The sequence below is a fragment of the Arsenicicoccus sp. oral taxon 190 genome (assembly GCF_001189535.1).
In the GTDB taxonomy this organism is placed as follows: Bacteria; Actinomycetota; Actinomycetes; order Actinomycetales; family Dermatophilaceae; genus Arsenicicoccus.
This window is the reverse complement of record NZ_CP012070.1, coordinates 335,192-357,781: the sequence shown is the minus strand read 5'-3', so window position 1 is coordinate 357,781 and position 22,590 is coordinate 335,192. Positions and strand designations below refer to the sequence as shown.

At 73.3% G+C, this 22,590-nt stretch carries 23 protein-coding genes, 4 tRNA genes and 1 pseudogene; 16 read left to right on the top strand and 12 right to left on the bottom strand.

Going from position 1 to position 22,590, the window contains the following annotated elements; translation table 11 throughout:
- Positions 1-4 precede the first annotated feature (4 nt).
- From ADJ73_RS01680 to ADJ73_RS01670, 3 genes are all read left to right on the top strand, one after another.
- Positions 5-778 (top strand): SatD family protein, encoded by a 774-nt coding sequence (locus ADJ73_RS01680; protein WP_050346820.1) that lies wholly within the window; start codon positions 5-7, stop codon positions 776-778.
- A gap of 9 nt (positions 779-787) precedes the next feature.
- On the top strand, positions 788-1,561 hold the full coding sequence (locus ADJ73_RS01675; protein ID WP_050346819.1) for a hypothetical protein: 774 nt from the start codon (positions 788-790) through the stop codon (positions 1,559-1,561).
- Positions 1,562-1,641: 80 nt separating this feature from the next.
- Complete coding sequence (locus ADJ73_RS01670) at positions 1,642-3,219, top strand: protein kinase domain-containing protein (protein WP_172669679.1); 1,578 nt, start codon at positions 1,642-1,644, stop codon at positions 3,217-3,219.
- 237 nt (positions 3,220-3,456) lie between these two features.
- Here the strand turns inward: ADJ73_RS01670 and ADJ73_RS01665 are convergent.
- From ADJ73_RS01665 to ADJ73_RS01650, 4 genes are all read right to left on the bottom strand, one after another.
- A tRNA-Phe gene (locus tag ADJ73_RS01665) sits at positions 3,457-3,533 on the bottom strand.
- A gap of 56 nt (positions 3,534-3,589) precedes the next feature.
- Positions 3,590-3,666 (bottom strand) — tRNA-Asp (locus tag ADJ73_RS01660).
- 77 nt (positions 3,667-3,743) lie between these two features.
- Positions 3,744-3,816: transfer RNA gene (locus ADJ73_RS01655), tRNA-Glu, on the bottom strand.
- 135 nt (positions 3,817-3,951) lie between these two features.
- Positions 3,952-5,049, bottom strand: a complete 1,098-nt coding sequence (locus ADJ73_RS01650; RefSeq protein WP_082176665.1) for a PHP domain-containing protein — start codon at positions 5,047-5,049, stop codon at positions 3,952-3,954.
- Positions 5,050-5,114: 65 nt separating this feature from the next.
- Between ADJ73_RS01650 and ADJ73_RS01645 the strand changes: the two genes are divergently transcribed.
- From ADJ73_RS01645 to ADJ73_RS01620, 6 genes are all read left to right on the top strand, one after another.
- On the top strand, positions 5,115-6,488 hold the full coding sequence (locus ADJ73_RS01645) for an L-serine ammonia-lyase (protein WP_050346817.1): 1,374 nt from the start codon (positions 5,115-5,117) through the stop codon (positions 6,486-6,488).
- 61 nt (positions 6,489-6,549) lie between these two features.
- Positions 6,550-7,590: an L-glyceraldehyde 3-phosphate reductase gene (gene mgrA, locus ADJ73_RS01640; RefSeq protein WP_050346816.1), complete on the top strand. Its 1,041-nt coding sequence runs from the start codon at positions 6,550-6,552 to the stop codon at positions 7,588-7,590.
- A gap of 312 nt (positions 7,591-7,902) precedes the next feature.
- A complete protein-coding gene (locus ADJ73_RS01635) occupies positions 7,903-8,748 on the top strand; it encodes a sugar phosphate nucleotidyltransferase (RefSeq protein ID WP_050346815.1) in 846 nt (281 codons plus the stop codon).
- Positions 8,749-8,758: 10 nt separating this feature from the next.
- The gene (locus tag ADJ73_RS01630) at positions 8,759-9,799 is read left to right on the top strand and encodes an NAD-dependent epimerase/dehydratase family protein (protein WP_050346814.1); all 1,041 of its coding nucleotides are present in this window, start codon (positions 8,759-8,761) and stop codon (positions 9,797-9,799) included.
- Positions 9,799-10,395: a dTDP-4-dehydrorhamnose 3,5-epimerase gene (gene rfbC, locus ADJ73_RS01625; RefSeq protein ID WP_050346813.1), complete on the top strand. Its 597-nt coding sequence runs from the start codon at positions 9,799-9,801 to the stop codon at positions 10,393-10,395. The genes ADJ73_RS01630 and rfbC overlap by 1 nt, the downstream gene beginning before the upstream one ends.
- A complete protein-coding gene (locus ADJ73_RS01620; RefSeq protein WP_050346812.1) occupies positions 10,392-11,675 on the top strand; it encodes an NAD(P)H-dependent oxidoreductase in 1,284 nt (427 codons plus the stop codon). Before rfbC ends, ADJ73_RS01620 begins: the two co-directional genes overlap by 4 nt.
- 76 nt (positions 11,676-11,751) lie before the next feature.
- On the opposite strand, the gene ADJ73_RS01615 is transcribed toward ADJ73_RS01620, so the two are convergent.
- The gene (locus ADJ73_RS01615; RefSeq protein WP_050346811.1) at positions 11,752-12,372 is read right to left on the bottom strand and encodes a hypothetical protein; all 621 of its coding nucleotides are present in this window, start codon (positions 12,370-12,372) and stop codon (positions 11,752-11,754) included.
- A 154-nt stretch (positions 12,373-12,526) separates the two neighbouring features.
- Here ADJ73_RS01615 and ADJ73_RS16775 point away from each other — a divergent pair, with 154 nt between their 5' ends.
- Together ADJ73_RS16775 and ADJ73_RS01610 are read left to right on the top strand one after the other, a co-directional pair.
- Positions 12,527-12,697 (top strand): hypothetical protein, encoded by a 171-nt coding sequence (locus ADJ73_RS16775; protein ID WP_156188062.1) that lies wholly within the window; start codon positions 12,527-12,529, stop codon positions 12,695-12,697.
- Positions 12,698-12,764: 67 nt separating this feature from the next.
- On the top strand, positions 12,765-14,510 hold the full coding sequence (locus ADJ73_RS01610; RefSeq protein ID WP_082176664.1) for an MFS transporter: 1,746 nt from the start codon (positions 12,765-12,767) through the stop codon (positions 14,508-14,510).
- On the opposite strand, the gene ADJ73_RS01605 is transcribed toward ADJ73_RS01610, so the two are convergent.
- A complete protein-coding gene (locus ADJ73_RS01605; RefSeq protein WP_050346810.1) occupies positions 14,504-14,836 on the bottom strand; it encodes a hypothetical protein in 333 nt (110 codons plus the stop codon). The genes ADJ73_RS01610 and ADJ73_RS01605 overlap by 7 nt on opposite strands.
- A gap of 97 nt (positions 14,837-14,933) precedes the next feature.
- Here ADJ73_RS01605 and ADJ73_RS01600 point away from each other — a divergent pair, with 97 nt between their 5' ends.
- On the top strand, positions 14,934-15,668 hold the full coding sequence (locus tag ADJ73_RS01600) for a hypothetical protein (RefSeq protein ID WP_050346809.1): 735 nt from the start codon (positions 14,934-14,936) through the stop codon (positions 15,666-15,668).
- Here ADJ73_RS01600 and ADJ73_RS01595 read toward each other — a convergent pair.
- Positions 15,607-15,999: a DUF952 domain-containing protein gene (locus ADJ73_RS01595; protein WP_082176663.1), complete on the bottom strand. Its 393-nt coding sequence runs from the start codon at positions 15,997-15,999 to the stop codon at positions 15,607-15,609. The genes ADJ73_RS01600 and ADJ73_RS01595 overlap by 62 nt on opposite strands.
- A gap of 80 nt (positions 16,000-16,079) precedes the next feature.
- Here ADJ73_RS01595 and ADJ73_RS01590 point away from each other — a divergent pair, with 80 nt between their 5' ends.
- The 4 genes and pseudogenes from ADJ73_RS01590 to ADJ73_RS17405 all read left to right on the top strand — a co-directional run bounded on the left by ADJ73_RS01590 (position 16,080) and on the right by ADJ73_RS17405 (position 18,916).
- Positions 16,080-16,841, top strand: a complete 762-nt coding sequence (locus ADJ73_RS01590; RefSeq protein ID WP_050346808.1) for a GAF and ANTAR domain-containing protein — start codon at positions 16,080-16,082, stop codon at positions 16,839-16,841.
- 37 nt (positions 16,842-16,878) lie between these two features.
- Positions 16,879-17,565: an HAD family hydrolase gene (locus tag ADJ73_RS01585; protein WP_050346807.1), complete on the top strand. Its 687-nt coding sequence runs from the start codon at positions 16,879-16,881 to the stop codon at positions 17,563-17,565.
- Positions 17,559-18,119, top strand: a pseudogene (locus tag ADJ73_RS17410) (GTP cyclohydrolase II); the annotation flags it as partial. The gene ADJ73_RS01585 and the pseudogene ADJ73_RS17410, both read left to right, overlap by 7 nt.
- A 104-nt stretch (positions 18,120-18,223) precedes the next feature.
- On the top strand, positions 18,224-18,916 hold the full coding sequence (locus ADJ73_RS17405) for a RibD family protein (protein ID WP_253272636.1): 693 nt from the start codon (positions 18,224-18,226) through the stop codon (positions 18,914-18,916).
- 114 nt (positions 18,917-19,030) lie between these two features.
- Here ADJ73_RS17405 and ADJ73_RS01570 read toward each other — a convergent pair whose 3' ends face one another.
- The 5 genes from ADJ73_RS01570 to ADJ73_RS01550 form a co-directional block, all read right to left on the bottom strand.
- Positions 19,031-20,086 (bottom strand): glycosyltransferase, encoded by a 1,056-nt coding sequence (locus ADJ73_RS01570; RefSeq protein WP_050346806.1) that lies wholly within the window; start codon positions 20,084-20,086, stop codon positions 19,031-19,033.
- Positions 20,083-20,466, bottom strand: a complete 384-nt coding sequence (locus tag ADJ73_RS17105; RefSeq protein WP_050346805.1) for a 6-pyruvoyl trahydropterin synthase family protein — start codon at positions 20,464-20,466, stop codon at positions 20,083-20,085. Before ADJ73_RS17105 ends, ADJ73_RS01570 begins: the two co-directional genes overlap by 4 nt.
- A 2-nt stretch (positions 20,467-20,468) precedes the next feature.
- Positions 20,469-21,536 (bottom strand): zinc-dependent alcohol dehydrogenase, encoded by a 1,068-nt coding sequence (locus tag ADJ73_RS01560; RefSeq protein ID WP_253272635.1) that lies wholly within the window; start codon positions 21,534-21,536, stop codon positions 20,469-20,471.
- 36 nt (positions 21,537-21,572) lie between these two features.
- Positions 21,573-21,645 (bottom strand) — tRNA-Lys (locus tag ADJ73_RS01555).
- 118 nt (positions 21,646-21,763) lie between these two features.
- On the bottom strand, positions 21,764-22,471 hold the full coding sequence (locus tag ADJ73_RS01550) for a GAF and ANTAR domain-containing protein (protein WP_050346804.1): 708 nt from the start codon (positions 22,469-22,471) through the stop codon (positions 21,764-21,766).
- Positions 22,472-22,590 lie beyond the last annotated feature (119 nt).

The following is a 22,590-nucleotide window of genomic DNA, read 5'->3' as shown; positions in this document are numbered from 1 at the left end:
GGTCATGGCTGCTGCCGTGCCCACCCCCAGCGCGCCCTTCACCGGCGCGTATGACGCCGTCGCCCTGCTCGGCGACCTCGTCGCCTCCCGCGCTGCCCCCGATCGCGGGGACCTGCACCAGCGGCTGACCGCGGCGCTGTCCTGGGTCGACGATCTCGTGCCACCGCTCGACCCCCTGGTCGTGACGGTGGCCGACGAGTTCCAGGGCGTCTACGCCACGGCCGGGGACGCCGTGCTCGCCTCCCTGCTGGTCCGGCTCGCGCTGCTGCCGGCGCAGGACGTGCGCTGCGGGATCGGGCGCGGCGAGGTGCGGGTCATCGACGCGTCCCGGACCCCCGCCCTGCAGGACGGCTCGGCCTGGTGGGCCGCCCGGGCGGCCATCGAGGAGGCGGAGCGACGAGCCGGGAGCCCAGCGACCCGCGGCTGCCGGACGTGGTACCTCGAGGGGGAGCGGGGCCGCGGTGCCGCCGGTGCTGAGGCCGGGGGCGGCGGTGGCGGGGCCGGGGTCAGCGGTGCTGAGGCGGGGCAGCAACCGGACGGGTGGCCGTCGGCGAGCGCCATACAGGCTCTGCTGGTGCTGCGGGACGAGCTGGTGTCGCACCTCGACGACCGGCCGCTGCGCGTGCTGCGGGGGGTCATGTCAGACCTGACGCAGACAATGGTGGCTGAGCAGGAGGGCATCACCCAGTCCGCCGTGTCCCAGCTGATCAGCCGTGGGGGCCTGGCAGCGGTCAAGGAGGCCCACGCGATCCTGCGCCGACCTGTCCCGAGCGCGTGAGGTGACCCGATGACCTACCTGGCCCTGTGGTTGCTGGCGCTCGGCGCGGGGGACCTGCTGCGCCCCGGCGCCGAGCTCACCGGGCGGCGCCCGTGGTGGTGGCCGCTGCTGGCCTCCGTCCCGGTGCTGCTGCTCGGCTGGCCGCTGCTGGGGCTGGGCGCCGGCCCACGGCTGGTATCGCTGCCGCTCATGCTGCTCGCCCTGGTCGCGTGGACCCGCACCTCGGTCACCGCCGTGGCAGCCGGGGGCCGCACCAGGTACGACCAGGCGCCGGCCCTGTCCCGCCGCGCTCGTCGCTCCCGGGTGGCCGCGCTGTCGGCGCTGCTGGTGGCCGTCGCGGTCGGCTTCGCCGTGGCCGGGGTGGACCCGCCGGTGGCCGGCCCGGTCGCCACGTGGTGGCACGGCCTCGGCCTCCCCCGGCTCGCGGCGGTCCCGCCCACGCGGGCCGTCATGGTCCTCGCCGCGATGCTGGTGCAGGTCGGCACGGCCAACGTCGTAGTCCGGCTCGTGCTCGACGCCGCCGGCGCCCACAGCGAGCCCGGGGTGCTGCGCGGCGGTCGCTGGCTCGGCCCGATGGAGCGGGTCTTCGTGGTGGGGCTCGCGCTCGCGGGGCAGTGGACGGCGGCGTCCGTCGTCGTGGCCGCCAAGGGGATCCTGCGGTTTCCCGAGCTGCAGGCCCAGCGGGCCCAGGGGCAGCGCATCGACGCCGTGACGGAGTACTTCCTGGTCGGCAGCTTCACCTCCTGGATCGTCGCGCTGGGCGCTGCGGTCCTGGCCCTGTAGCAGCCGTCGCGACGCGTCCGGTTCCGCCCACCCGGGCAGGGTCGACCATCTCGGCAGGAGGATGCGGGACAATGGCGGGCATGAGTGGAGACACGGTGCTCGCAGGCCGCTACCGCCTGGACCGGCAGATCGGCCGCGGGGGGATGGGCCAGGTGTGGTCGGCGATCGACACCCGTCTGCAACGGCAGGTGGCGGTCAAGACGGTCGACCTCGCCTCCAGCGGTGACGAGATCGCGGCCCAGCGCTTCCAGCAGGAGGCGCACGCGACGGCGGCGCTCTCCCACCCCAACATCGTGACGATCTTCGACAACGGGGTGGACGGGTCGACGGCCTACCTCGTCATGGAGCTGCTGAGCGGCCCCAGCCTGGAGGAGCTCGTTCGCGCGGAGGGGCCGTTGCCGGTGGACCGGGCCCTCGACTACGCCCAGGCCGTGGCGTCCGCGCTGGGCGCGGCCCACCGGGCCGGGGTCGTGCACCGTGACGTCAAGCCGAGCAACCTGATGCTCGACCAGCGCGGCACCCTCAAGATGGTGGACTTCGGCATCGCCCGGCTGGACCAGGCCCGCACCAGCCAGCTGACCGCGACGGCCACCGTGATCGGGAGCGCCCCCTACCTGTCGCCGGAGCAGGCCACGGGCAGCACGGCCACCCCGCAGAGCGACCTCTACTCGCTGGGGTGCGTCCTGATGACGCTGCTCACCGGGGAGCCGCCCTTCGAGGGCGAGCACCCGCTGTCGGTGCTGCACCACCACCTCAGCACGCCGGCGCCCCGTCCCTCCGACCGCCGCCCCGGGATCCCGCCCGCGGTCGACGCGCTCGTGGCCCAGCTGCTGGCCAAGCGGCCCGAGGACCGGCCGGCGAGCGCCTCCGACGTGGCCGGGCGCATCGCGGCGATCCGCCGGGGCGCGGCGCCGGAGACGACGGTGCTGCCGGCGGCGGGTGCGGCCGCAGCCACCACCGTCCTGCCGCCCGTGCCTGCGCGCGAGGAGCCGCGCACCCGCACCAGCTCGGCCCCGGTGGCGGCGTATGCCGACCCGCCCGCTCGGGCGCCACGCCGGCGCGGGACAGGGGCGCTGTGGTTCCTCGTGCTGCTGCTCGCCGCCACGGTCGCCGCCATGTGGTGGTTCGTGCTGGGGCCGGGGCGCAGCACCAGCCCGACGCCGACGCCGACCGGCACCACGCGCACCGTGACGGCGACCGCCACGACCACCCCGACCCCGTCGTCGTCCCGCCCGTCCACGTCCGTGGCGAGCACGCCCCCGACGAGCGCCCCGACGACGCCGCCCACCACGAGCATCACCCCGGCGCCGACCACGACGGCGCCAGCCACCACCGCGACCACCCCGCCGCCCGCGACCACGGCCCCCACCGCCTCGGCGACGCCCACCCCGAGCTGGCCCGGCGCCTCCTCGGCCGCGCAGGCGCTGCAGAGCACCGTCGACGGCGCGGGGCTGCCCAAGGACGCCGCGAAGGAGGCCTCGGCGTCCCTCCGGGACGTCCGCAAGGCGATCGACAAGCAGGACGGCTCGGGCGCCCAGGCGGCGTTGGGTCAGCTGACCGGGGTGATCGACGGCCAGGGTGACGCGCTCTCGCCGGAGACCCGGCAGGCCATCGCGGCCGCGACCGAGCAGGTGCAGGGGCAGCTGCCGGCCGCCTGACCTGTGCTCCGGCGGTGCTCGGCGATCACGAGGTGTCCCAGGGGTGTGGTTGTGGTCGGTATGGCGCCCGCTGGCGGCCACAAGGTGTCCCGGGGGTGTGGTTGTGGTCGGTATGGCGCCCCGGGCGACCACAAGGTGTCCCCAGGGGGTGGTTATGGTCGGCGCGACGCAGGGCGCTCCCGCTGCGGGCACGACGAAGCCCCAGCGTCAGACCGGGATCTGACCTGGGGCTCTGGGTGGTGGCCAGGGGCGGGGTCGAACCGCCGACCTTCCGATTTTCAGTCGGACGCTCGTACCAACTGAGCTACCTGGCCTCGCGAGACCGCCGAGGCAGTGCCTCGAGCTGTCGCGACGTCTCTGCGAGAGAGACTGGCGACCCCGACCGGGCTCGAACCGGCGACCTCCGCCGTGACAGGGCGGCGCGCTAACCAACTGCGCTACGGGGCCAATGGTGAGGAGTGACTACCTCAAGCACTCCGACAACCTCGCTGGCCGTGGCCAGCTCGTCCATCGTACATGCTCTGTATCCCCAACGGGATTCGAACCCGTGCTACCGCCGTGAAAGGGCGGGGTCCTAGGCCGCTAGACGATGGGGACCCGAATCTCATCGGGCCCTCTGCCGCTAGCGCTCTAGTAGCTCGAGCCCGTCGAGGACTCCGAAAGCATAGGGGACACCCGTCGCCAACTCCTAATCGGGCGACGGCACCAGCCCCGCCCAGCCCCCGACCCGGCTCAGCGCTGCGCCGCCCACTCCACCAGCCGCTCCCGGGGCCACGTGGTCACGACGCGCTCCGCGGGGACGTCCAGGTGCCAGGCGCGCTCCGCCCCCAGCTGCTGGAAGTCCAGCTGGCCCGGGGCGTGCGCGTCGGTGTCGATCGCGAAGAGGCAACCGATCTCCAGCGCCAGCTGGATCAGGTCGTCCGGTGGGTCCTGCCGCTCGGGGCGGGAGTTGATCTCCACGGCGACGTCGTGCTCGGCGCAGGCCTCGAAGACCGCGCGGGCGTCGAAGGACGACTGTGGCCGCTTGCCCCGGCCCCCGGTCACGAGCCGGCCGGTGCAGTGCCCCAGCACGTTGGTGCGGGGGTTGCTGACGGCGGTGACCATCCGGCGGGTCATGGCGGCGCTCTCCATCTTGAGCTTGGAGTGCACCGAGGCGACGACGACGTCCAGCTCCTCGAGCAGGTCGGGCTCCTGGTCCAGGGACCCGTCGTCGAGGATGTCGACCTCGATGCCGCTGAGCAGGCGGAAGTCGTCCGGCACGATCTGGTTGATGCCCTCGACGACCCCGAGCTGGCGCCGCAGCCGGGCGGGGGACAGGCCGTTGGCGACGGTGAGGCGGGGGGAGTGGTCGGTGAGGACCTGGTACTCCCGACCCAGCTCGATGGCCGTCATCACCATCTCGTCGATGGGCGAGCCGCCGTCGGACCAGTCGCTGTGGCTGTGCAGGTCGCCACGCTGCAGGGCGGCCAGCTCGGCGCCGTCGTGGGCGAGCGGCGCGGCCTGGCGCTCCTCGAGCTGGTCCAGGTAGGCGGGCGACTCGCCACGCAGCACCGCCAGCGCGATCGCCTCGCTGCCCTTGCCGATGCCCGGGAGCTCCTGCAGCGTCCCGGCCTGGGCGCGCGCGGCCAGCTCCTCGTCGGTCAGCGCGCCCAGGGCGGCGGCGGCGCCACGGAAGGCCTTGATGCGGTAGGACGACTCCAGCGCCCGCTCCAGCAGGAACGAGATCCGGCGCAGCGCCAGCACCACACCGGCGACGTCGGGGGTCAGCTCGGCGGTGATGGGGGTGAGCGAGGCGGAGCCGTGGCGAGGACGGGCGGCGGGCTTCGGCATACGGCCATCGTCGCACCGGGCGGGGCAGGTTGGTGCGCCCGGCGCAGGTCACATACCGTCGCGGCATGGCCCTCAGCGTCTTCGACCTCTTCTCCGTCGGCATCGGCCCGTCGAGCTCGCACACCGTCGGCCCGATGCGGGCGGCGCTGATGTTCGCGCAGGGGCTGGAGGCCGACGGGCTCCTCGACCGGGTGCGCCGCGTGCGGGTGGAGCTCTACGGCTCGCTGGGGGCGACCGGCCACGGTCACGGCAGCGACAAGGCGGTGCTGCTGGGGCTGTCCGGCGAGGCGCCCGAGCTCGTCGACCCGCGCTCGGTGCAGGGGCGCCTGGACGAGATGCGCGCCACCCGGCGCCTCGCGCTGCTCGGGCGGCACGAGATCGACTTCGACGAGGACACCGACCTGGTCATGCACCGCACGCGCTCGCTCCCGGGCCACTCCAACGGCATGACCTGCGAGGCCGAGGTCGAGGGACTGGCAGAGCCGGTGCGGCGCACCTACTACTCCGTGGGCGGCGGGTTCGTCGTGACCGAGGACGGCAGCGGGGTCCGCCGCATCGTGGAGGACACCACGGCGGTCGCCCACCCCTTCCGCACCGGTGACGAGCTGCTGGCCATCTGCCACGAGACCGGCCGGTCGATCGCGCAGGTCATGCTGGACAACGAGCAGGCCTGGCGCAGCGTCCCGGAGGTCTACGAGGGGCTGCTCCACATCTGGGCGGTCATGCAGGAGTGCGTGGCCAACGGCGTCGTCACCGAGGGGGTCCTGCCCGGCGGGCTGCGGGTCCGGCGGCGGGCCCCCGAGCTGGCGCTGCGGCTGGGCCTGGAGCAGGGCAACGAGGACCCGCTGCGCGGGCTGGACTGGATCACGCTCTACGCCCTCGCCGTCAACGAGGAGAACGCCGCCGGCGGCCGCGTCGTCACCGCCCCCACCAACGGGGCGGCCGGGATCATCCCCGCGGTGCTGCACTACTACGTGCGGTTCGTGCCCGGGGCCGACGACCTCGGGGTGGTGAGGTTCCTGCTGACCGCGGCCGCCATCGGGATGATCATCAAGGAGACCGCCTCGATCTCGGGGGCGGAGGTCGGCTGCCAGGGCGAGGTCGGCTCGGCGTGCGCGATGGCTGCGGCCGGGATGGCGGCCGTGCTCGGCGGCACCCCCCGCCAGGTCGAGAACGCCGCCGAGATCGGCATGGAGCACAACCTCGGGCTGACCTGCGACCCGGTCGGCGGGCTCGTCCAGATCCCCTGCATCGAGCGCAACGCCGTCGCCGCGGTCAAGGCCGTCACGGCGGCGCGCACCGCGCTGCGCGGCGACGGCACGCACATCGTCTCCCTGGACAAGGTGGTCAAGACGATGCGCGAGACCGGCGCCGACATGAAGGTGAAGTACAAGGAGACCGCCCGCGGCGGCCTTGCCGTCAACGTCATCGAGTGCTGACGGCGGGGGTGCGACCCCCGCCAACGGGCTTTCCCGGGCCTTCGTGGGCTTTGATGGTCGTATGACGAACGCCTACCGCCCCGCCCAGGACCGTTACGACGGCGACATGATCTACCGCCGGGCCGGCGCCAGCGGGCTGCAGCTGCCGGTGATCTCGCTGGGCCTGTGGCAGAACTTCGGCACCGACCGGCCCCGGGAGACCCAGCGGGCCATCCTGCGCCGGGCCTTCGACCGCGGAATCACCCACTTCGACCTGGCCAACAACTACGGACCGCCCTACGGCCAGGCCGAGATCCACATGGGGGAGTACCTCCGCGACGACTTCGCCGGGCTGCGCGACGAGCTGATCATCTCCACCAAGGCGGGCTACGACATGTGGCCCGGCCCCTACGGCCAGGGCGGGGGCTCGCGCAAGTACGTCCTCGCGAGCCTCGACCAGTCGCTGCAGCGGCTCGGGCTGGACTACGTCGACATCTTCTACAGCCACCGCTTCGACCCGGACACCCCGGTGGAGGAGACCATGATGGCGCTGGACCACGCGGTCCGGTCGGGCAAGGCGCTCTACGTCGGGATCTCGTCGTACTCCGCGGCCCGCACCCGGGAGGCGGCCGAGATCGCCCGGGACCTCGGCACCCCGCTGCTGATCCACCAGCCGTCCTACTCCATGCTCAACCGGTGGATCGAGGAGGACCTCCTCGATGAGCTGGAAAAGCAGGGTATGGGGTGTATTGCGTTCACCGCTCTGGCCCAGGGACTCCTCACGGAGCGTTACCTCGACGGGATCCCGGAGGACAGCCGGGCCGCCCGGACTGCCAGCACCCTGTCCCAGGACCACCTGTCCGACCAGACGCTGGCCCACGTGCGGGCGCTAGCGGGGGTGGCGCAGCGCCGCGGCAGCACCCTGTCCCAGCTGGCCCTCGCCTGGGTGCTGCGGGACCCGCGGATGACGTCAACGCTGGTCGGAGCGTCGAGCGTGGAGCAGCTGGACCAGAATCTCGGCGCCCTGGAGCACCTCGACATCTCCGACGAGGAGCTGCGGGAGATCGACCAGGACGCCGTGGACGCGGGCATCAACCTGTGGGCGCGATCCACGCAAGAGTGACCTCTCGGGGCGGATCGGGACAGCTCGGGCATCACTGTCCGCGCATGATCGTGACGCTGCGCGCACGGTTTGACGCATCTTCGTGATTAACCCCCGGTCGCCTTCGCGCCGCGATCACCGACACCTAGAGTCATGAAGGTCGTGACCTTCCCGAGACCAGTGATCGAGCCGAGCATCCATCGAGGCCGTCGCACGTCGACGCCGGGTCGGCGGGGAGGGATCCAGGAGCAGCACCACGCTCCTGCGGTCGGGGGCACGGCATACCGAGGCGCAGCCGACGCGCCAGTCTCCACGAGAGAAAGAAGCTGAAGAGTGACTGCTGACCAGGCTCAGGGGCCGGGGGGCGCCGCCGTGGACGTCTCCGAGATCCCCGTCGTGATCCTCTGCGGCGGACAGGGCACCCGCATCCGGGAGGCGAGCGAGAAGCTCCCCAAGCCCATGATCGCCATCGGCGACAAGCCCATCGTGTGGCACATCATGAAGACCTACTACGAGCACGGCTTCCGCAAGTTCGTGCTGTGCCTCGGCTACAAGTCCGACGTCATCAAGAGCTACTTCCTGGACCGCAAGCGGCTCTCCGCCGACGTGGTCCTGCGCCCCGGCCAGGAGCCGGAGTTCATCGGCGGCGACAAGACCGAGGAGGACTGGGAGATCACCCTGGTCGAGACCGGTCTGGACGCCGGCACCGGCGGCCGCGTCAAGCTCGTCGCGAAGTACCTCGACGCCCCGTGGTTCATGCTCACCTACGGCGACGGCATCGGCGACATCGACATCACCGCCGAGGTCAACCACGCCGTCCGCATGGACAAGATGGCCTGCGTCACCGGTGTCCACCCCGCCTCCCGCTACGGCGAGATGCACGTGGACGACGCGGGCGAGATGGTCACGGAGTTCAACGAGAAGCCGACCCTCGCGACCGGTTGGGTCAGCGGCGGCTTCTTCATGATGAAGCGCGAGTTCGTCGACCGCTACCTCGCGGACATCGACGACGAGGACATGCTCGAGAAGGGCCCGCTGCGCCACGTCTCCCGCGACGGCGAGCTCGCCGTCTACGAGCACGAGGGCTTCTGGATGGGCATGGACACCTTCCGCGACTGGAAGGAGCTCAACGGGCTCTGGGACGAGGACAAGGCTCCCTGGAAGATCTGGAAGGACTGAGGACATCCACATGAAGGTTCTGGTTACTGGTACCGAGGGCTACCTCGGCTGTCTCGTCGCCGCGGAGCTCATCCGTGACGGCCACGACGTCACCGGCGTCGACACGGGCTTCTACGCCCAGGGCTGGCTCTACAACGGCGTCGACCTCGGCGCCAAGACCCTGCGCAAGGACATCCGCAACCTCACGGTCGAGGACGTCCGCGGCCACGACGCCATCGTGCACATGGCCGAGCTGTCCAACGACCCGCTCGGCGCGCTGATCCCCAACGTCACCTACGACGTCAACCACAAGGGCTCGGTCAAGCTCGCCGAGCTGGCCAAGCAGGCCGGCGTCCCGCGGTTCGTCTACATGTCCAGCTGCTCCGTGTACGGCGTGGCCGACGGCGTGGTCGACGAGCAGTCCCAGGTCAACCCGCAGACCGCGTATGCCGAGTGCAAGGCGATGGTCGAGCGGGACGTGCTGCCGATGGGCGACGACAACTTCTCGCCCACCTTCATGCGCAACGCGACGGCGTACGGCGCCTCCCCGCGCATGCGCTTCGACATCGTGCTCAACAACCTGTCGGGCCTCGCCTACACCACCAAGAGGATCGCGATGACCTCCGACGGTACCCCGTGGCGTCCGCTGGTCCACGCCCTGGACATCGCCAAGTCGATCCGCTGCGCGATCACCGCGCCGCGCGAGGCCGTGCACCAGCAGATCTTCAACGTCGGCAAGACCGAGCACAACTGGCGGGTCCGCGAGATCGCCGAGATCGTCGGCGCGGCCTTCCCGGGCTGCGAGGTCACCTTCGGCGACAACGCCGGCGACAACCGCTCCTACAAGGTCAACTTCGACAAGATCGCCACCCAGCTCCCGGGCTACGCGAGCGAGTGGGACGCCGAGCGCGGCGCCCAGCAGCTGGCCGAGGTCTTCACGACCATCGACCTGGACGAGGCGACCTTCACCGGCCGCGGCCACACCCGCCTCAAGCAGCTGGAGCACCTGATGCGCACCAAGCAGATCGACGACCAGATGTTCTGGACCAAGCCGGCGGGGAGCATCCTCTGATGGAGTTCCGCACCTTCGACATCGAGGGCCCGGCCCTGATCGACCTCAAGCTGCTCGAGGACGACCGTGGCTTCTTCGCCCGGACCTTCTGCACCCAGGAGTTCGAGGCCGCCGGCCTCAACCCGGCCGTCATCCAGTGCAACATGTCCTACAACTACAGGGCCGGCACCATCCGCGGCATGCACCAGCAGATCGACCCGGCCCCCGAGGCCAAGCTGGTCCGCTGCATCCGCGGCCGCATCATCGACGTGATCGTCGACATGCGCCCCGAGAGCCCCACCTACCTGCAGCACGTCAAGGTGGAGCTGACGGCCGACAACCGCCAGGCGCTCTACGTGCCGGAGTACTTCGCGCACGGCTACCTGACGCTCGAGGACGACTGCGAGGTCACCTACCAGGTGTCCCACGCCTACACGCCCAACACCGAGCGCGGCTTCCGCTACGACGACCCGGCCTTCGGCATCGACTGGGGCCGCGAGATCGAGGTCATCTCCGACAAGGACGCGTCCTGGCCGCTCTTCGCCGACCGCGACGACGTCGACAAGCCCGCGACCCTGCCCGCGCCGCGCCAGGCGCAGCTCAAGGAGGACGCATGATCATCGTCGACACCGCCCTGGCCCAGCGCGAGGCCGAGGGCAACCCGATCAAGGTCGCGCTGGTCGGTGCGGGCTTCATGGGCCGCGGCTTCGTCAATCAGGTGACCAGCTCGGTGCCCGGCATGGAGGTCGTCGCGATCGTCAACCGCACGCAGGCCAACGCCGAGCGCGCCTACTCCGAGGCCGGCATCAGCGAGTGGGAGGTCGTCGACAGCGCCGAGGCGCTCGACGCGGCCGTCCAGGCCGGCAAGCACGTCATCACGAGCGACCACACGGCCGTCACCGGCTCGCAGTCGGTCGACGCGATCGTCGAGGCCACCGGCGCGGTGGAGTACGGCGCGCACGTGGTCGCCGACGCGATCGAGGGCGGCAAGCACGTCGTGCTGCTCAACGCCGAGGTCGACGGCACCGTCGGCTACGCGCTCAAGCAGCGGGCGCTGGCCAAGGGCGTCATCATCACCGGGTGCGACGGCGACCAGCCGGGCGTGCAGATGAACCTCTACCGCTTCGTGAAGTCCATCGGGCTCACCCCGCTGGTCATGGGCAACATCAAGGGCCTGCAGGACGAGTACCGCAACCCCACCACGCAGGAGGGGTTCGCCAAGCAGTGGGGGCAGGACCCCTACATGGTGACCAGCTTCGCGGACGGCACCAAGGTGTCCTTCGAGCAGGCGCTCGTCGCCAACGCCACGGGCATGACGGTCGAGAAGCGCGGCCTCAAGGGCGCCGACCACCGCGAGCACATCGACGCCGCGACCAAGCTCTACGACGTCGAGCGGCTCAAGGAGCTCGGCGGTGTCGTGGACTACGTCGTGGGGGCCCAGCCGGGCCCGGGCGTCTACTGCTTCGCCACGCACGACGACCCCAAGCAGCAGCACTACCTCAAGCTCTACAAGCTGGGCGACGGGCCGCTCTATTCCTTCTACACGCCCTACCACCTGTGCCACTTCGAGGTGCCGCTGACGGTGGCCCGCGCGGTCCTCTTCGGGGACTACGCGATCACCCCCGCCGGCAAGCCCACCGTCGAGGTCATCACCGTGGCCAAGCGTGACCTGCAGGCCGGGCACACGCTCGACGGGCTGGGCGGCTACGACACCTACGGCCAGTGCGAGGCCGCGGGCGTCACCGCCGCCGAGGACCTGCTGCCGATGGGCGTGGCCGAGGGCTGCGTGCTCACGCGCGACGTCAAGAAGGACGAATACCTCACCTACGCCGACGTCGAGCTGCCCCAGGGCCGGCTCGTCGACGCGCTGCGCGAGGAGCAGGCCGGGCTGGCCTGACCTGCGCCGTATGCCGCCGCCCGCCGCCCGCCTCCACGAGGCAGGCGGCGGGCTTCGGCATACGGGGCTGAGCGGGTCAGGCGATGAACTCGCGCACCACGGCGGCGACCTCGTCGTCCAGCCCCTCGAGCAGCTCCCGCGCGGAGCCGACGTGGTAGGTGCGCGGCCCCTGCCAGTCGCTGGCCACGACCTCGTGGCTGTCGAACCAGTGCCGCTCGGTCGGCTCTTCGTCGCGGTAAAGCGTCACGCTGCCCAGCTCGCGCGTGCCCTGGCCGGGGAGGGTCACCTGCTCGGGGTTGCCGACGCTGTAGTGCGCCGGCACCGGGTCGGCCAGGGGGTCGGCCTCGTCGAGGGCGTGGAACTCCGCCTCGGTGTGGCAGCCCGCCAGCATCTGCGCCAGCACGACCGGGCCCGCGCACCCGGGCAGGGTGTCGGCCGGCACCGCCCGGGTCCGGCCCTGCGCCTCCAACGACGTGGGCGTCACCCGGCGCGCCGACGTGCTCCCCGACGGGGTGGTCACCGTCAGGGTCGTCCAGTCCCGCACGTCCCCCGTGTGCGTCAGCACCCGGTCGACCCGCTGCAGCCCCCCGTCGCCGCGGTAGACCGTCACGGCCCGCAGCTCGGTCGGCCCCAGCCGACGCAGCACGGCCCCCCGCTTGGTCCCCCCGTCGTGGAAGCTCTCCATCGAGATGTCCATGCGCGTGACGCTAGCGGGGCGCACCGGGGCACCCAACCCGTGCTCGCATGGCGGGCGGGGGCGGCCCCTGACCGACCCGGCAGACGCACCCCGGGTGCGGTCCCCGCGCCCGGGGTGTCAAGATGTGCAGAACCCGTGACAAGGAGGTCACCCCATGGAAGACCGTCGACTCAACGCCCTCGACGCCGTCGTGCGCGCCTGGCTCGAGACCGGCAGCGACCCGGACTACCTCGCCCGCCAGCACGACACGGTCCGCGCCGCGATGCCGACGCTGGCCCGGGCCCTCGACGACCTCGTCGTGGAGCTCAAGGGCGGCGGCCGCTGACGGCAGCGCCGATCGCAGCGCGGCGGTGATCGACCCCGGGGGGACCCCGGGGTCCACCTTTTGCGCGATGCCGCGCCCGGGAGACGGGGTGACGCTGGTCGAGGACGACCCGAGGAGCGACACCGTGACCACCCCCACCCCCACCCCGACCGCCATCACCCCACCCCAGGACCCGCAGCGGTGGAAGGCGCTCGCCGTGCTCGCCGCCGGTCTGGCGATGATCGTGCTGGACGGCACCATCGTCGGGGTGGCGCTCCCGACCATCATGGGCGCCCTGCACCTGGACCTCACCGACGCCCAGTGGGTCAACAGCATCTACAGCGTCGTCTTCGCGGCGCTGCTGCTGACCGCGGGGCGCGTGGGGGACCGGGTCGGCCGCCGCACCACCTTCGTGGTGGGGGTCCTCGCCTTCCTCGTCGGCAGCCTGCTGGCCGCGACCGCGACGAGCGTGACCCCGCTCATCTGGTCGCGGGTCGTGCAGGGCGTCGGCGGCGCGCTGATCCTGCCGTCCACCCTGTCGACGGTGAGCTCGACCTTCCGGGGCAGGGACCGGGCGGCCGCCTTCGGGGTGTGGGGCGCGGTGATGTCCGGCAGCGCCGCCCTGGGCCCGCTGCTCGGTGGCTGGCTCACGGAGACGTTCTCGTGGCCGTGGATCTTCTGGGTCAACGTGCCCATCGGGCTGGCCGTGGTCGCGGGGACGCTGCTGTGGGTGCCGCAGACCCGCGGTCGCCCGGCCGCCCGGGGGGTCGACGTGGACGGGCTGCTGACCAGCGGCATCGGCTTCGGCCTCGTGGTCTTCGCGCTCATCGAGGGCAGCACCCTCGGCTGGTGGGCGCCGGCGCAGCGCTTCACGGTGGCGGGGTGGTCATGGCCCGCCGGCGCGCCCGTCAGCGTGGTGCCCGTCGCCCTGGTGGTGGGCCTGCTCTTCGTCGGTCTCTTCGTGCTCTGGGAGCGGCACCGCGCCCGGGTCCGCCGTGACGCCCTGCTCGACCTCAGCGTCTTCGGCTACCCGACCTTCTCGTGGGGCAACCTGACCGCCGGGGCGGTCGCGGTGGGGGAGTTCGCCCTGGTGCTGGTGCTGCCGCTCTACCTCGTCAACGTCGCCGGCCTGTCCACGATGGGCACGGGGCTGGTGCTCGCCGCGATGGCCCTCGGCGCCTTCGCGAGCGGCGCGGCGGCCCGGCACGTGGCGGCGAGGCTGGGCGCCCCCACGGTCGTCGTCGTCGGGCTGCTGCTGGAGCTCGTGGGCGTCCTCGCCGTCGCCCTCGTCGTGGGTGCCCGCAGCGCGGTGCCCCTCCTGGTCCTGCCGCTGGTGGTCTACGGCGTGGGCCTCGGGCTGGCCTCGGCCCAGCTCACCAGCACGGTCCTCGCGGACCTGCCCACCGACCTGTCCGGTCAGGGCTCGGCGACCCAGAGCACCGTGCGCCAGCTGGGCGCAGCGCTGGGGTCCGCCCTCGGCGGATCGGCCCTCGCCGCCGGGCTGGCCGCCGCGGTGCCGGCGCGGCTCGGCGAGGTGGTGGGCCTGCCGCCGGCGACGGCGGACCGGCTGGTCAGCCGCACCGTGGACTCTGCCGGCGGCCTCCTGGCGGGGCTCCGCGCCCAGGGCGAGCACGGGCCGCTCGGGCCGTTGACCGGCCCGGTGGTGGAGGCCGTGGCGTCGGGCGCTGCCGCAGCGACCCGCACCGCCCTGCTGGTCGCGGCGGGGGCGTTGCTGCTCGGCCTGGCCGGGGCGCTACGAGTGCGCCGCGAGGCCGGGCGCCGCTCCTCGACGGACGCGGCTGAGGTGGGCGGGGCGGCCCGCCCCCGTCACTGAGGGCGGTTGCGGCGGGTGCGCAGGAACCACGCGCCCATCGCCACGAGCGCAGCCAGCACGACCGCGCCCAGGAAGTAGCCGGAGCGCAGGTCCCCGCCCTCGCCCTGGGTCACGGCGCGACCGGTGGTCGTCGTGGTGGGAGCCGGGGTCGAGGTGTCGGCGACCACGGCGGTCCCGGGGAGCCGCTGGGCGTGGGGCACCTGTCCGGTCGCCCCGGCCGGGAGCGGCTGGGCGGACGCGACGCCCGGCGCGAGCACCACGGCGGTGGCGGCCACGGCGGCGGCACTCCGGGCGGCGATGCGGCGCAGCAGGATGGTGGTCAGCATGCGATTCTCCTTCGGCTCGCGGACACGCTCGTGCCGAGCGCATACCCACGTGCCAGGCGGCTACCCGTCGACGGCGGGGGAGCGGCATACTGCCGGGATGAGTCTGGGCGAGCCTCTCGGCGGGCCGGTCGTCCTGGTGGACCGTGGCGACGGGGTCAACGGCGAGCTGGCGCTGCGGTGGGACGGCGCCGACTTCGAGGTCATCGCCAACGGGGTCTTCCTCATGGACACCCGCCGCACCGCGTCGGAGCGCCGCCTGGTCCGGGCGGTCCTCGCCCGCGCCCGCCCCGGCGCCCGCCTGCTGGTCGGCGGCCTCGGGGTCGGCGCCTCGGTGCACGAGGCGCTGCAGACCGACGTCGGCGCGGTGGACGTGGTCGAGATCGAGCCGCTGGTCGTGACCTGGTGGGAGCGCTACCTGCGGGCGCACTGGGGGCTGTCGGCCACCGACCTGGCGCGGGTGCGGATCGCGACGATGCCGCTCCAGGCGTATGCCGCCACCCCCGCCCCGCCCTACGACGCCATCGCGCTGGACACCGACAACGGCCCGGACTGGCTGGTGGCGCAACGCAACTCGGAGATCTACGAGCCGGACGGCCTGCGTGCCGTGGCCCGGATGCTCGCCCCCGGCGGGGTGTGCGGCTACTGGTCGGCGTCGCCGTCGCCCGCCTTCGAGAGGCGGCTGCGGGAGGTCTACGCCGAGGTCACCGTCGAGCTGGTGGACCGGGGGGCCGGGCCGCCGGACGTGGTCCACGTCTGCGCCGCGCCCCGGGTCAGCGGCTCGAGCCGAGCCGCAGCTCCCCCTCCTCGAACCACGCCGGGACCACCGCGATGACGGCCTCCGGCGGCAGCGCGCCATACAGGTGGGGGAAGGTCTCGTCGCCGACCTGCTCGAGCTTGAGGTGGCTGCGGCCGAGCAGCGCCGGCTCGATGATCAGCACGACCAGCGGCCCGGGGACGTCCTGGTAGAAGCGGCGCGCCGTCTGCGGCAGCTGCTCCGGCGACGAGCAGTGGATGAAACCCTCCCGCTCGAGGGTCCGGCCGTGCGTCGAGGTGGTGTAGGCGCCGGCGTCGCGGCCCTCCTCCCAGGCCGCGAGGGTGGTCAGGTGGCCGACGATGTCGGCGCTCTGCGGCTTGCCGGCGTTGCGGCGAGGGCGGCGGGTCATGGGTCAACCTCATCACATCGACCGGGTGGTTAGAGTGGGCACCGAGGTCGAAGAGAGGCCTACGGTACCGAGGAGCAGTCATGTCCGAACCGCCCGCGACGAAGGCCACGACCGAGGCACCCCTCAGCGAGCTCGGGACGCAGTATGCCGCCCTCGCCCGGGTCCTCGGGTTCCCCCGCGGTGAGGCCAAGCCGCAGCGCATCGTGGAGTTCACGCACGAAGCCGTCCCGCATGCCCAGGCGTGCGCGCTCACGCTGGTCCGCGACCGGACGCGTCCGCGGACCGTGGCGTCGACCCACGAGCTGGCCGGCGCCCTCGACGAGCTGCAGTACACCTACGGCGAGGGTCCGTGCCTGGAGGCGTCCGAGGGGGACGACCTGGTGCTCGTCCCCGACCTGGCCGACGAGGACCGCTGGCCGCGCTTCACGAACGCCGCGGTCGCCCGCTCCGGGGTCCGCGCCATGATGTGCGCGCGGCTGCAGCTCGGCGACGGGGACCGGGCGGCGCTCAACCTCTACGCCAACGAGCCGGGCGCCTTCGACGAGGCGGACATGGCCGCGGCGTCGGTGATCGCCCCCTACGCCGCGCTGTCCATCGAGCACGCGCTGCGCGGCGAGGACGTCGCCAACCTCCAGCAGGCGCTGAACAGCAACCGGCAGATCGGCCGCGCCGTCGGGATCCTCATGGCACGCGAGCTGGTGACCGCCGACAAGGCCTACGACATGCTCAAGCTGGCCAGCCAGCTGCTCAACCGCAAGCTGCGCGACGTCGCGGTGGACGTGGAGGACACCGGGGGGCTGCCCGACGGTGTCCGGCGCCGGGAGCGGCCCCAGGGCGCCTAGCCCATCACCGGGCCGGGTGAGCCACTAGGGTCGGGGCATGGCCGCCACGACTCTGCTGCTAGACCTCGACGGCCCGCTGACCAGGCTCTTCCCTGACCCCGCGCACCTCGAGCTCGCCGAGGAGCTCGCGGGCGTCCTCGCCGCGCGCACCGGTCACCGGCTCGCGGACGCGGTCGACCACGTGCAGGTGCTGCGCTCGGTGCGCGAGCTGGCTCCGGGGTTGCTGCCCGAGCTGGAGCATCGCGCTGCCGCGGCGGAGGTGCGTGCTGCCCGGCAGGCTCTCCCGGCGCCGGGTGCGGTCGCCTTCCTGCAGCGGGCCCACGACCACGGGTATGCCGTCGCCGTCGTCTCCAACAATGCGGACGAGGCGGTCCGGGTGGCCCTGCAGCAGTGCGACCTGCTGGGGCTCGTCGATTACGTGGCGGCGCGGCAGGGTGCCGACGTGGACCGGCTCAAGCCGGATCCCGCGCTCCTGCTGGACGCCCTGGGGGCGCTAGGGGCGCTGGGGGCGCTGGGGGCGCCAGCCGACCGGACGGCGTTCTACGGCGATAGTGTGAGCGACATGGTGGCGGCGTCCAGGGCAGGTGTGCGAGGCATCGGGGTGAGCGCGGACCCACGGCGCGTGGCGGAGCTGGTGGCAGCCGGGGCGGTGGCCGTCGTGCCGCACCTGGGGGACCCCGCCGAGCACCTGCCGGTGCCGACCCGGACGGAGGCCGCATGGTGACCGCGTCGCCGACGCCGGGCACCGGCGAGATCGTCGAGCGGGTGGTCGAGACGGTCCTGCCCACGCGGCACGGGACCTTCCGCATGGTCGGCTACCTGGGGTACGACGGCACCGAGCACGTCGCGCTGACCGTCGGCGTGCACGACGACGCCGCCCCCGCCGTCCCGCCCCTGGTGCGGCTGCACTCGGAATGCCTGACCGGCGACGGCCTCGGCTCCTGGCGCTGCGACTGCGGGGTGCAGCTGGACGCCGCGCTCGCCCGCATCGCCGGCGAGGGTCTCGGGGTGCTGGTCTACGTCCGTGGCCACGAGGGCCGGGGCATCGGGCTGCTCGAGAAGCTCAAGGCCTACCGGCTCCAGGACGCCGGGGTCGACACGGTCGACGCCAACCTGGCGCTCGGGCACCCCAGCGACGCGCGTGACTACGCCCAGGCCGCCGCGATCCTCGCCGACCTCGGCCTCCCGCGGATCCGCCTGATGAGCTCCAACCCCGGCAAGGAGGAGGCGCTCGCCGCGCTCGGCATCCAGGTGGTCGAGCGGACCGGCATGTTCGTCCCCGAGCCCCCGGACAGCGTCTTCTACCTGCAGACCAAGCGGGCCCGGATGCGCCACGACGCCCCGCCCAGGTGTCGGTGTGGCAGGAGCTGCTCGACGGGCGGGTGCCGGTCTCCGCGGCGTCCAACGAGGACCTGCAGCTGGTCGAGCGCTACGGCCCCCTCGTCGCGCAGCCGACGGCGGTGGTCGCGCAGATGGCTCAGAGCCTGGACGGCTTCATCGCCACCCGGTCCGGCGACGGCGCCGGCCTGTCCGGCACCGCGGACCACGAGCACCTGCACCGGCTGCGGGCCCTGGTCGACGCCGTGGTGGTCGGCGCCGGCACGGTGGTCGCCGACGACCCGCGGCTGACCGTCCGGGAGGTGAGCGGCCCCCACCCGACCCGGGTCGTCCTGGACCCCCACGCCCGGGTGCCACACGACGCCACCGTCCTCGTCGATGCCACCTCGCCGACGCTGTGGCTCGTGGGCCCGGACGCGCAGGTGCCCGAGGTCGCCGACCACGTCACCGTGCTGCGGCTGCCGACCAAGGACTTCGCGCCCGCCGAGGTGCTGGCGACGCTGCGAGCCCGTGGCCTCGGGCGGGTGCTCGTCGAGGGCGGGGGGCGCACCGTGTCGCGGTTCGTCGACGCGGGGGAGCTGGACCGGCTCTACATCACCACGGTGCCGGTGCTGCTCGGTGACGGCGTCCCGGGGTTGCGGGTGCAGCCGGCCGCCCGGATCGGCGACGCCGCGCGTCACCCCTCCCGTCGCTTCGTCCTCGGCGACGACGTCTGCACGGAGCTGGTGCTGCGCTGACCGCAGTCCTCCGATGCCGCTCGGTGCCCCTCCCCGGCTGACCGCCGGGCGCCCCCCGCTGACGCCATTGGTCGCCAATGGCGTCTCAGGGGCGTGTATGAACGATCGATTCGATCATTGGTGACCAATGGCGGGGGAGTGGGGGGCGGCGCGGCAGACGTCGGCGATGGTGCGGGCCGTGTCGTCCCACCGCGGCAGCCGGCCCCGGGCCGCCTCGGCCGCGGCGCGCCAGCGGTCGCGAATCGCGGTGTCCTGCGCGAAGGTTCGCAGCGCCGACGCCAGCTCCGCCGGGTCGTCCGTGGCCACCGCCGCGCCGGGCAGGTCCAGCGGGTCGGACCCGCCGGCGGCCAGGGCCTCCTCGGCGCCGGTGCCGCGCCCGACCAGTGCCGGCAGGCCGCGCGCCAGCCCCTCGGTGACGGTCAACCCATAGGTCTCGGTGGTGGCGACGCTGACCAGCAGGTCGGCCCCGGCCAGGAGGGCGGCGACCCCGGTGGCGTCGGTGCCGGGCAGGATCTGCGCTCGTGGCCCCAGCGGTCGGACGGCCTCGGTGAGGCGGGCGGCATACTGCTCGTCGACGACCGGCCCCACGAACCTCACCGCCAGGTCCACGTCCCGGCAGGCGAGCAACGCCTCGGCGGTCAGCAGCTGGTTCTTGAGCGGCCCGATGGCCCCGACCTGCACGACCAACGGGTGCGGCTGCCGCGCCCGCGGCTGGGACGGAGGGGCCGGCGCCACGCCCGGGACGGCCACCACCGCCCCCGCCACCCCGTAACGACGCTGCAGGTCCGCGGCCGCCCACCGGCTCGGCACGACGACACCCCGGGCCGCTCGCAGCGCGGCGGCCTCGAGCCCCGCGAGCCGTCGTCGGTCGTCCTCGGTGAGGCCGGAGTCCGCCGGTCGGGGCAGGTGGACCAGCAGCACGGTCGCGTGCCCCGCGGCGGCGGCGTCGGCGAGCACGTCCGGGTGCTCGCAGCCCACGAGCCCGTCCACGACCGTCACCGGGTGCCGGCGCAGCGCCGCCGCGAGCGCGTCCGGCGGGGTCGGGTGCGCGACCGCGATCGGGTGGACCGGGGGCGCCTCGGAGGGCCAGGCCTGGACCACCTTGTCGTCAAACGTCGAGCCCCCGGAGGGCCGCCCGAGGTCCGGTATGACGAACCCGACCGACGTCACGCCGACAGGTCGATGCGGTAGCTCGCCCAGGCGTCGGCGTGCTCGCGGAGCAGCACCTGCAGGGCGTGCAGGCCGGTCAGGTCCATGGTCTCGGTGAGCCGCTCGGCGATGTGCTGCGCCATCCGCTCGGTGGTCGTCAGGAGGCCGGACAGCTCCTCGACGTCGTCGAGGTTGCGGTAGTCGAGCGGGGCGAGGATCGCCCGCAGCTGCTCGGTGGCGGCCCCGATGTCGACGACCACGTTGTGCTCGTCCAGCTCGCGGCGCTCGAAGGTCGCCTCCACGACGTAGGTGACGCCGTGGAGCTGCTGGGCCGGCCCGAAGAACGGGTCGGGGAGGCTGTGGGCGCACATGAACCTGCTGCCGACGGTGACGCTGAACACGGTTACTCCTGCTGGTCGGGGGACGGGGCGGGGTAGGTGACGATCTGGCACACGGCGTCGCGTCGCCCGTCGGCGAGCTCGACCATGGTGGCCGGCAGGTCCGCGAAGTCGACTGCGGGGGAGAGGAGCTCGTCGAACGTGTCGTCGCCGAGCGCGGCGAGGGCGACGGCGAGCCGGTCGGCGAAGCCGCGACGGGCGCTGCGCGCCGGGCTGACCCGCGACACCTGGCTCGCCCGGACGGACAGCCGTTTGGCGTGGAAGGCCCCGCCGAGGGGCACCTCGGGGGTGCGGGTGCCGTACCACGACATCTCGATCACCTCGCCCTCGACCCCAAGCAGGTCGAGGCAGGTCGCGAGGCCGGCGGAGCTCGCCGAGGTGTGGACGGCGAGGTCGCAGTCGCCCTGGGCCTGCTCCGGGGTCACGGCGGTCAGGCCGAGGGCCCGGACCTGGTCCCGGCGCGACGCGGAGGTCTCGACGACCTCGAGGCGCTGCAGCGGGTGGCGGCGCAGCAGCAGGGCCACGGCGAGGCCAACCATGCCGGCGCCCACCACGGCGACCCGGTCCCCGATGCGCGGGGCGGCGTCCCACATCGCGTTGACGGCGGTCTCGACGGTGCCCGCGAGCACGGCCCGCTGCGTCGGCACGCCGTCGGGGACGGGGACGACGGCGGTGGCGGGGACGACATACCGGTCCTGGTGGGGGTGCAGGCAGAACACCCGCCGCCCCACCAGCTCGGCCGGCCCGGCCTCGACGACGCCCACGTTGAGGTAGCCGTACTTGACCGGTCCGGGCAGGTCTCCCACCTGATATGGCGCCCGCATCAGCGGGGCGATCTTGGGCGGCACCTGGTGCCGGTGGACCAGCAGCTCGGTGCCGCGGCTCACCCCCGAGGCGAGGGTCCGCACCAGCACGTCGTCGTCGCCGCGGGGCGGAAGCGGCTCGGCACGCAGCTCGCCAGCGTCGGGCCCGGTGGTCCAGTAGGCGAGGGCCGAGCCGGGGCGGTCGGGCGAGTCGATGACGAACCTCCTCGGGTGGGGCCACGCGGGCCGACGGGACGGTGCGCTCGTCATGCTAGGTGCTGCGCCCCGGCGTGCGGGGGCTGCGGGTAGGCCCCGTCGGGCTCGAACCGACGACCCACGGATTAAAAGTCCGCTGCTCTACCAGCTGAGCTAGAGGCCCGGGCGGTGGTGCGGCGAGAGGCCGCGCCGACCGTCAGCGGCCCAGTGTACGGCCCACCCGCGAGCGGCCGGATCGGCACGGCGGGCGGACTGGCAGGGCGGGCGGATCGGCATACGCCTCAGGGGCGTCGGGACTGCGCGGCCTGGCCGCGGACGACCTCCTGGGCGACCGTGGCGAGCTTGACGTTGAGGTCCTGGCTGGTGCGCCGCAGGATCTGGAAGGCGCGCTCGTCGTCGACCTTGTGCGCGGCCATGAGCAGGCCGACGGCCTTGCCGATCTCGCGGGAGTTGTCGAGGGCTCGGCGCAGGTTGGCTGCCTCGTACCGGGCCCGGACGGACATGATGGCGACGGAGGCGACGGAGGCCAGCACCGCGGCCTGGTCCAGGGCGGCCTCGCCCAGCGCGCCGGGGGTGTCGGAGAAGAGGTCGAGGGCGCCGACCTTCTCGCCGTCGGCCAGCAGGCGGCAGCCGATCATGCCGCGCACCGGGGTCTCGGCCAGGACGGCGGCGGCGAGCGTGGGCCAGGCGCCGGGGGTGCGCAGGTCGGGGTCGTGCTGGAGCGCCTCCTCGAGGATGGCGTCCAGGCAGGGGCCCTCGCCGACGCGCAGCTCCAGCTCGTCGATGCCCTTGGCGACGTCGTCGGTGGAGGCGACGCTGCGCGGCTTGCCGTGGTCGACCAGCAGGATCGCGGCGCGGTCGCACCCGTCCACGAGCTGCACCGTGGCGGCGACGATCGCGTCGTAGACCGCCTGCGGCTCCGAGCTGCGGTGGACCAGGGCCGTCAGGTCGGCGAACACCGCACGCGTCTCAGGGGGGAGCTGGGTCATCGGAACTCCTCGGGCAAGCAACCATGCATCGGCTCGGCCGTGATGGGGTAGCAAGACAACAACATGCGAACCGGGCCGAGAGTGAGCTCGGGGTCCAGCAGCGTGGCCCACGCACCGTC